5 protein-coding genes are annotated in these 8,119 nt (G+C 71.4%); 1 reads left to right on the top strand and 4 read right to left on the bottom strand.

The genetic code is table 11. The features are described 5' to 3' along the window. Positions 1–1,511: 1,511 nt before the first annotated feature. On the top strand, positions 1,512–1,736 hold the full coding sequence (locus ACIPLC_RS37850; protein ID WP_400477608.1) for a hypothetical protein: 225 nt from the start codon (positions 1,512–1,514) through the stop codon (positions 1,734–1,736). Positions 1,737–2,520: 784 nt separating this feature from the next. Here the strand turns inward: ACIPLC_RS37850 and ACIPLC_RS37845 are convergent. The 4 genes from ACIPLC_RS37845 to ACIPLC_RS37830 form a co-directional block, all read right to left on the bottom strand. Further along, positions 2,521–3,699 carry an endonuclease domain-containing protein gene (locus ACIPLC_RS37845; protein WP_400477607.1) on the bottom strand — a complete coding sequence of 393 codons (1,179 nt, stop codon included), beginning with the start codon at positions 3,697–3,699 and terminating at the stop codon, positions 2,521–2,523. A gap of 155 nt (positions 3,700–3,854) precedes the next feature. Then, on the bottom strand, positions 3,855–5,603 hold the full coding sequence (locus ACIPLC_RS37840; protein WP_400477606.1) for a helicase associated domain-containing protein: 1,749 nt from the start codon (positions 5,601–5,603) through the stop codon (positions 3,855–3,857). Beyond that, positions 5,600–6,385, bottom strand: coding sequence for an ATP-binding protein (locus tag ACIPLC_RS37835; protein ID WP_400477605.1), 786 nt, complete (start codon positions 6,383–6,385; stop codon positions 5,600–5,602). The genes ACIPLC_RS37840 and ACIPLC_RS37835 overlap by 4 nt, the downstream gene beginning before the upstream one ends. 151 nt (positions 6,386–6,536) lie before the next feature. Continuing rightward, positions 6,537–8,021, bottom strand: a complete 1,485-nt coding sequence (locus ACIPLC_RS37830) for a Mu transposase C-terminal domain-containing protein (protein ID WP_400477604.1) — start codon at positions 8,019–8,021, stop codon at positions 6,537–6,539. Positions 8,022–8,119: the final 98 nt, after the last annotated feature.

Here is an 8,119-nt window from a genome sequence, read left to right as displayed (position 1 = left end):
GGGCGGGCGCCTGCGGCTCAGGCTCCCGCTGGCGCGGGAGCAGCGGTGCTGACGCACCGCCAGGTGCGGGGGTGCCGCCTACGGCGTCACCGTACGTGGCGTGGCCTCGGCTGCGCCTCGGCGGCCGGTGCATGGCGGGGGGAATTCGCCGATGGCGAATTCATGAGCACGGCACGCGCCGTCGAAGCTGGCGTCGGGCGTCGCTGCGCTCCGCCTGCCCGGTGGCTTTTCCCCGGGCCTACGGCCCGTCAACCGGTCGACATTCCAGCTTTGTTGGGCCGATGTTTTCACGGCCCTACGGGCCGATTGACTGGCAGGGTTTCCCGGGCTGCGCCCGGGGGTGAGCGTTGACGATGTGACACGAAATTCGGGTAACGGCCCATCCCTCCGACCAGGCAGGGGTGCCGGCCGGGGCCTGCGGCCCTCGGCGTTGACGATGTGTCGCGGACTTCGGGTATCAACCACAACCCCACCCCCGGGCTCCCTCCCCGGGCCCGGCCGGTGGCCGGTCCGCCGCCTGAATTGCTGGGCTTGCGGCCCATCCGGCGCCCCTAGGGCGGGGCCTGCGGCCCTCGGGAGCAACCTCCGGGCCACCGGTCCGGCTCGGCCTCCCCAGCCCGAGTGGCGGGCCCTCACGGACGCCCAGCGCGACGGTCCCTGACGGGTCCTCAACCACAGACTCCCGACCGGAATCCGAAGCGTATCCGGCGGCGTTCTGAGCGTGCTTCACAGAGCGCCGTACGACTCTATCCTACCGACCGTCAGGCGGGCGGGAGACGCGAACAGGAACCTCGCGGCGACCGTCCATTCCGGCTCTATCAAGCGACACTCCCGATGAGAATGCAAATTCCCTTCCGCTCTCTTTCGTGAGGCAATCCGAAAGCCTTGTGAGGCGCAGCTGGCGGAAATCGAATTCAGGCACTCAGGAAATGGGCCTACGGCCCCCGCCGCCGACGCCACGGGCGCCCCTCCAGACCGCCCAGGAAATCCCGCCCGGCGTCAGCGGAGCAATTCCCGGAGCAGCGACACCAAACCGAACATCGGGCCAGGATGACGGCCAGGGGCTCAGCAAGCCGGGACGGTGGGGCGGCGGCCGAGCTGGGCGCAGCGGGACGGCCTGGCGGCCGACCAGGACGACGGACACCGCGGCTGGCCGGACAGCCGACCAGCACAACGACCAGGAGCCCCGGCAACGGGCCAGCGGGACGCAGCATCAGGCCTCACGGGCGCGGGCGGGACGGGGACGAGGGCGGGGGCGCGGCAGGACGGCGCGGGCGGGCAGCGGGAGCCCACCAAGGCCAGCGAACCGAGTAGCGGGTGCAACACGGTACCGCAACACGCATCCACCCCCGACGAGCAGCTGAGAGCGGCACGACATCGGGGCAGCCGGGTGGTGCGGCACACTTCCACCACACAACTGGATGAGCGAGGTATCAGTGGAGAACAAGCAGTTTTGGTACAGGTGCGACAACTGCGACGGCTCAGGCGGACCCGGCAGCGCCGGGTGCCCTGTGTGTGACGGCCAGGGCAAGGTGGAGGACCCCGAGTACTGGTACCAGTGCAGCGACTGTGGCGGCTCCGGGGAGGTGGACATCCCGGACGGTCCGGACGAGACCCGCCTCATCAGCGCCAAGTGCCCCGGGTGCGACGGCTTGGGCTGCTACGAGGGCGACCCGGACGACCACCTGTACGGCGGGATCCGCATCCCGAGCTCCGACAACTGGCTCTGCCCCTGACGGGCAGTCGGCCTGACGGCCGACCAGAACGGCAACCAGAAGCACAGCACCCCGGGCACAGCACCGCACGGCCCAAGCGCGAAGCGGCGCCCGCCCCGGACGCCGGCCAGGACAACCGGCTCCTGACGGTCGCCGGCACCCGCAGCAGCCACCACCCGAACAGCAGCCGCGACAGCACCGGCCCACTCCGGACCAACCACCAGAGCCACCTCCAAGGCGGCCTCCAGGGTGGCCTGACTGCCACCCAGCCAGGGGCGCAGCGGGCGGGCCCGGCCGGAGCGGAGGCGCAGCAGGCGGGCACGCGGACGCAGCCCTGCCACCCGGAACCGAACACCCGCCCCGCCACTGCCCCCGCACCCACAATTCCGGACCAAATTCAGACCACCACAGGCAGCGAATCCATAAAAGCAGCAGTACGGAATGTACGGCGTAATTCATACCCGAATACAGTCCCAAAACCCGTCGACCACACCCAGCGAGACCGACCGACCCCCCGATCCCATAAACCACCACACACAGTCACCAAACCAGCCACCATTTCACAATCCAACAGGTCCAACCAAAGGTCCAGACAACCCGCGATGAGAGGCCATTCCACGCCCACACTGACCAACAGGTCACACCCTGCGCCTTCGCCGGGTAGAGCTTCGCGTGGAGCACGCGGTCCTCCCGCCACGCATCGTCCGGTGCGCAGGCTGCGGCAGCCACCTGCTCGCGCTTGGTCAGGGCGGGCAGCACCGGGCCCAAGTCCTTGGCGGTGCGGGCCTGTTCGCAGCCCTGGCGCTCAGAGCATCCCGGACTCGACTGTCCGGGCCAGGATGTGTTCTGCCTCAGTCGCCGTCAGACGAAGGCTTGAAGAACCTCTCTGCCCGAAACAACGGACCCTGCATTCATATCCGCTGTCGACGACCTCGGTGACCGACACGCACATGTGCATCGGCACATCGCACCCCTGAAGACCTCGTTCGAGGTGAAGGTGGCGGCGCAGCGCGGCGGGCCGGTGGTGCGGTGGCAGGATGCGGTGGGCACGGCAGTCGTTGCAGTTCAGGAGGTGCTGCACGCTGCCTTTGCGGGCGAGGAACTCCTTGCCTTGGCCTTCCATGGCGTTGCAGCTGCCGCACAGGGGCCCGCGTATCAGGCCGTGTTCGTGGCAGTGGTCCCAGGCGGCTGCGGGCCGGGCCGGTTCGCATATCGCGCACAGGAAGTCCTCGGCCCGCGGTCCACGTTCTCGTACACCCGCGTAGGTGGCTCCTGCCAGTTCCTGTCGGTAGCGGCGCAGTCCTGCGACGGCGCAGGCGGGGCAGATCACCTTCCAGCCGCTGGTGGTGGATGTGTGCCAGGTCGAGTCCGTGCTGTGCGCGCCGCAGGTGCCGCAGACGTGGCTGCCGGCAGCCAGCGCGGTCTCGGCCTCCTCCCACTGGTCGAGGACGAGAGCGAGGGTGCGCGGGATCAGCCACGTGTCGTGCGACCAGACCAGCGTGGGGACTGGAAGCACGCAGGCGATGGAGTAATTGGCGCAGCGCTGGAGCAGGCCCTCGGGGGTCAGGCCGCAGGGCAGTGCCCACCCGTCGGAGCTTCGCCGGCAGAAGGGTGTCCCGCACGGGCAGCCGTTCTTCATCCGCGTAACCGCGGCCTCGTGGTCGACCCAGCGACGGATCTGCTCTCTCCAGCCCTTGCGAGCAGGTGTCGCCGGCTTGGGCTTGCCGGGACTGTGCGGTCGTGGGTCGACGAGGTCGCTGGGGTCCCACGGCAGCGCGGCAATCGTGCGCCCGGCCGCGCGCACCCCGGATTCGTCGAACTGCCACCGGTTTGCGAGCTTGTGGGCACGCACCGGCACATGCCCGAAGAAGACGAAATCGTGCTCGGCGAAACGCTTGCGCTGGAACTGCTCCGGCACCGTCGGGACCAGGCAGCCGCGCATCTCCCCGGCTAAGCACTGCACAGCCAGCTTTTGACTGATCATCCGACCAGCCTGCCATCCGGCTCTGACAACGAGCCGGGTGATCGGCTGCTCCGGTCTGGTGGTGCAGCTGCGAGGCTTTGCCGACTGAACCGGGCCGTGACCGCGGGTCCGGGCGCCTCTTCCCGCAGCAGGCTGCGGGTCGCTTCCGTCCTTCGTCAGTGGGGCTGTGGCGGGAAGGGCGTCTGCCAGGCGCCGAGGGCGTCGAGCAGCGCGGTCTGCTGGGCAGTGTGTCCTCCGGTGGCGGCGAGGCGGTTCTGCTTGCGTAGCCAGGATCCGGGGCGGAACTGGGGGTCGCTCACGTGGCCGGTTCGGTTGACCGGGCCGATGAGGCTGCCGCCTTCGGCGAGGTAGGCGGTCAGGCGGCAGTAGGAGCGGTTCCAGTCGGGCTCCAATTGCCAGAGCGGGTCGAGGGCGTCGAGGGCGTGGTGCTGGTGGTCGGTCAGGCCCGCGGCCTTGCGCTGGCGGCGCATCCAGGCGCCGACGGCGTACCCGTCCAGCGTTTCCTTGGCGGGGATGGCGAGGTGGCCGGTGCGGGCCGCCCAGGCGCGGGCGTAGGCGTAGCCGCGTTCCCAAGCGCCTGCGTTCTTCGACCAGATCATGTCGAGCGCGTCCAGTTCGGTGATGCGGGCGGGGGCGAGTTCGCCGCAGCCCTTGAGGTGGCGCTGCCGGGTGATCCAGGCCATCAGGGGGCCGTCGTGGTCGGCGTCGGTGGGGTCCAGATGGTGGTGCGCGGCGTGGAAGGCGGCTGCTGCGGCGTACATGCGTTCCCACTCGCGCCAGCGCGTGCCCTCTTCCTGGAGTCGGCGGCGTCGGTGGACTGCGCCGGCCAGATGCGGGGGGACATCGGGGACGTCGACGAAGGCCGCCCAGTCGGGGCCGTCCGGCAGCGCTCCGGGGAAGGCGTAGCGGGTTGGGCGCTTGGTGGGGTGGGAGTGCTGGGGCGGGCGCAGTCTGCAGTGTTCGGCGTTCTGCAGCAGGGGTGCCAGGGCGTGCTCGGGCGGGGCGAGGAGGCGGGTTCCGGCGGTGGTGAGGTTCAGGTAGTGGGCGGCGGCGTCCAGCAAGGGGCGGGCCCAGGGCGGGAGTTCGTAGGTGGCGCAGCGGGCGGGGGTTCGGCCGTGGCGCGGGGCGTGGAGGGTGAGGGTGGCTTGCCCGTGGTGGTAGTCGGCGAGGCTGGCGGTGGCGAGGTGGTGGAAGGGCGCGCCGGTGACGAGGGCGGTGGCGAGCGCTGCAGCATGTTGGGGGTGGGCGAGACGGTGGATGCGCTCGACGGCTTCGTTGAGGAGGCCGTCGGGCAGGGGTCGGCCACTGGTGCTGAGCGGTGCGGGGGTGCAGGCAGTGCAGAGGGGTTCGGGGATGTCCGACAGGGCGAGGCGGGCCATGGCTGGGATGGTCAGCCAGCTGAGGCCGACGGCACGCGGAATGGGCGGGATGGGCGTGCGCGAGGTGGGGGCGGGCAGGGTGCGCGGGGGCAGGCCGGTCGTGGTCGTGTGCGCGGTCTGGTGCAGGGCCGCGGTGAGGGCGGGCGGCGGGGTGCGGTGGCAGACGACGGTCAGATGGCTACCGGTCTGTTGCTGCAGGTCCAGCAGGCGGCGCCAGGTGGGCGGGGCGAGGAGGTGGGCGCGCAGGACGGTCACGTGCCGGACGGAGGTGGCGAGGATCCAGGCCGCCGCGGCCGCCCACAGCAGGCCGTGGGCTCTGCTCCAGGGGCCGGGGGGCGTGTAGGGCTTGCCGAGGGCGGCCAGGACGTCGAGAGCGAGGTCGTCAGCGCGGGTGGTGCCGGGGGTCGGGTGCACGGTGATGCGGCTGGCAGCGGGGTCGTGGGCAGCCAGCGCCGCCTTGGTGTAGGCAGCGTCGTCGCCCGGGTCGAGAGCCAGGGTGACACCGGGCAGGCGACGCGGGCTCACGTCCTGATGCCGAGGCGGCCGTAGACCTGGCACAGCAGCTGTTCGTCGATGTGGCTGCGGCCCTGGGCGGCCAGGCCATCGGCGGCGAGTTTGGTGATGCGGGCCCAGGCGCGGAAGTTGCCGTGCGCGGCCTGCTTGTCGACCAGGGCGATCAGATCGGCATCGACACCCTCCCACAGCGGGTGGAAGGCGGGGATGGTCGCCAGGACCTCGGGCAGGGTGAGCGGATGGGCCTGCTGCCAGATGTAGACGCGGGAGGCGAGCATCGGCTCGCGGCGCAGCACCTTCGCACAGCCGTCGCCGCCGGCGAAGACGACGGCGATGTCGGTGGCCGGGTCATCCCACAAGTAGCGCCAGTACTCGAAACACTCCCGCGACATCCACTGCGCCTCGTCGCAGACCAGCACGTGGAAGCCGCGGGCCAGGGCGTCCTTGAGGACGGCGTCGAACTCGATCGGGCGCGCTGGCGGCTCCCCTGGCAGGCCCAGAGCACGGAACAGCTCGTGGCGGATGTCGCGTGGGGTGGGGCGGGCCCGGAAGGCGATCCGGTAGGAGTCGTGGGGCGCGAGCAGGCGCAGCGAGGCGTTCACCGACAGGGACTTGCCGTTGCCGGCCGCGCCGGAGATGCACATCATCGCGCGGGCCTCGAGGGTGGCGGCGATGTTCTCCCGGGCGGTGCGCAGGGCCTCGGTCGTCACGGTGCAGGCGCCTTCCAGGTGCAGGTAGTGGTCGGCGCGCTCGGGGGGCAGCATGCCGGGGCGGACGGCGGGTGCGGTGGTCACGGTGCGGGCTCCTACGGGGCTCAGGAGATGAGAACGGGCAGGCAGATGGGGCTGGTGGGACTGAAGTGGGGCATCGGGCCGGGGCCGTGGGCGGGGGCGGGGTCGTTGGCGGACACCGGTGCGACTGCGGTGTGGTGCGGGCTGCGGCCGTTCAGGCCGGCGGATCCGCTGGGCCGCCGTCGGCGTGTTCGGGCTCGGCATGCGCCGTGGCGCGGGGCAGGACCCATCCGTCCGGGACCGGGGCGTGCGGGAGCAGCCCGGGCAGCGCCAGCGCCTGGAGGTCCCGGCCGCCGGCTGCCTCCAGCTCGGCCGCGGCCTCGGCTGCGGTCAGGGTGCCGAGCGGCTGCGGCGGGGCCGGGGTGGTCGCGGCCGCGAACCGCCGGCGGCGCAGCTTCTCCGCGGCCTTCAAGTCCGCACGCAGCCGGCGGGCGGCGGCGGTGCGGGTCGCGCGCAGGGCGCGGACCTGTTCCGGGCTCGCCTGTTCGGCGAGATGGGCGACGCCGAGGTGGCGGCCGGTGGACGCGTCGAATACCTCGATCTCGCCGACGTGGTGCGGGAGATGGCGAAGGCGGACCTTCGTGCCGGTGTGCCCGACCATCCAGGGGGCGATGTAGGCATGGCGGCGCCAGGAGATGCCGTTCGTGGTGATCGTGCGGGTGCGGCTGTCGTCCTCCAGAGCGAAGAACGCGAGGTGCTCGGGCGGGATGTCGCGCAGCGGCGTCGGGTCCGCGTTCCACGCCTCGGTCGGGGTGCGGCCGCCCAGGTCGGCCGGGCGGTGCTCGGTGTTCCACCAGCGCACCCAGTCCAGGAGCAGCGCGACGAAGGCGGCGAACGTCAGCGGCGGCGCGTCCGGATCGGCGAGCCCCCCGCCGGTGAGCTTCTGACGATGGGTGTAGCGCGGCAGAGAGACGAGGAACATCTCCTCCACCGAGTCGTTCAGCGCCTCGACCGTGCCCTTCAGATGCGGGCTGTAGGCCGGCAGGTCATGGACGGGGACGGCGAACGCGCCGAGCGCGGCGGTCACCGTGGCGCACAGGAACTCCTTGCCTTGGTCGACCCGCATCAGGGCGGGCAGGCCACCTGCCGGGCCGAACGGTTCGGTAGGGGTGATCGAGGCGCGCAGCGCGGCCAGCACCGCGTCCCTGGACGGGGCGTGCGGCGTGACAGCCAGGCCGAGGATGTACTTGGTGGCGCAGTCGATGAACCAGGTGATCCACGGACACGCCAACTCGCCCTCGACATCGACCTGCACCGGCACGTGCTTGTGATCGCCCTCCCAGCACGCGTTCCTCCACAACACCGGCCGCTTCCCGAACACGTCATACGCTCGGCGGGCCGCCTCCCCGCCCCGCAGACCCGCCCGCTCCCCCGCCGACAGATCCCGCACCACCGCGCGGTGCAGAGCCGACAGCGACAGCACAGGCCCCGCCTCGGGATCTGCGGCCGCGCGGACCACCAGTTCGCGGTGGACAGCCGAGACATTGCCTCCCCACAACGCCAGCAGACGCCGGACCTCCGGGGTGACGGCCAGCTGTGCACGGGGGCGCGGCGAGAGCCGGCCCTCCTTACGCGCCGCAGCGATCCAGTACCACACCGCCCGCACAGTCACTCCGAGAGACGAGGCGACAAGCCGCACATGAGAGGGCGGAACGTAAGCTGATGTCCGTTTCGCCGTAGCGGAGGATGTGGCCGCGCCGGACGGCTACGGTCGCGGCAGGGTGAACAATCCCGGTT

Origin of the sequence: Kitasatospora sp. NPDC086801, from assembly GCF_044745805.1 — a bacterium.
Lineage (GTDB): Bacteria > Actinomycetota > Actinomycetes > Streptomycetales > Streptomycetaceae > Kitasatospora.
Note: the sequence above shows the minus strand (reverse complement) of the source record. Positions and strands in the feature narration are given on the sequence as shown.

Coding starts and splice junctions, on each gene's coding strand:
- ACIPLC_RS37845 (WP_400477607.1), bottom strand. CDS start 3,699: ATGATCAGTCAAAAGCTGGCTGTGCAGTGCTTAGCCGGGGAGATGCGC.